Source organism: Geobacillus sp. LYN3, from assembly GCF_003064505.1.
Classification (GTDB): Bacteria; Bacillota; Bacilli; order Bacillales; family Anoxybacillaceae; genus Parageobacillus_B; species Parageobacillus_B toebii.
On record NZ_QCWL01000021.1, the window covers coordinates 1 to 230 of the forward strand.

Below are 230 nucleotides of genomic sequence, written 5' to 3' on the forward strand. Positions count from 1 at the left end.
GGTCCGAGGTGGAAGCGTGGCGACACGTGGAGCTGACGGATACTAATCGATCGAGGACTTAACCAAGCGAAAAGCGGAGGTGCCGCGCTTAGCTCTCGAAGCCAAATGTTCTTCGCCCGTAGAGGTGCTTGCACCTCAAGGGAGAAGGTTATTTGGCACAAGAGAGCTAGGCACCGGAGCTAGACAACGGAAAAGCGGAAGCCGCCTATGCAAAACGGCTTCTTCCAAAC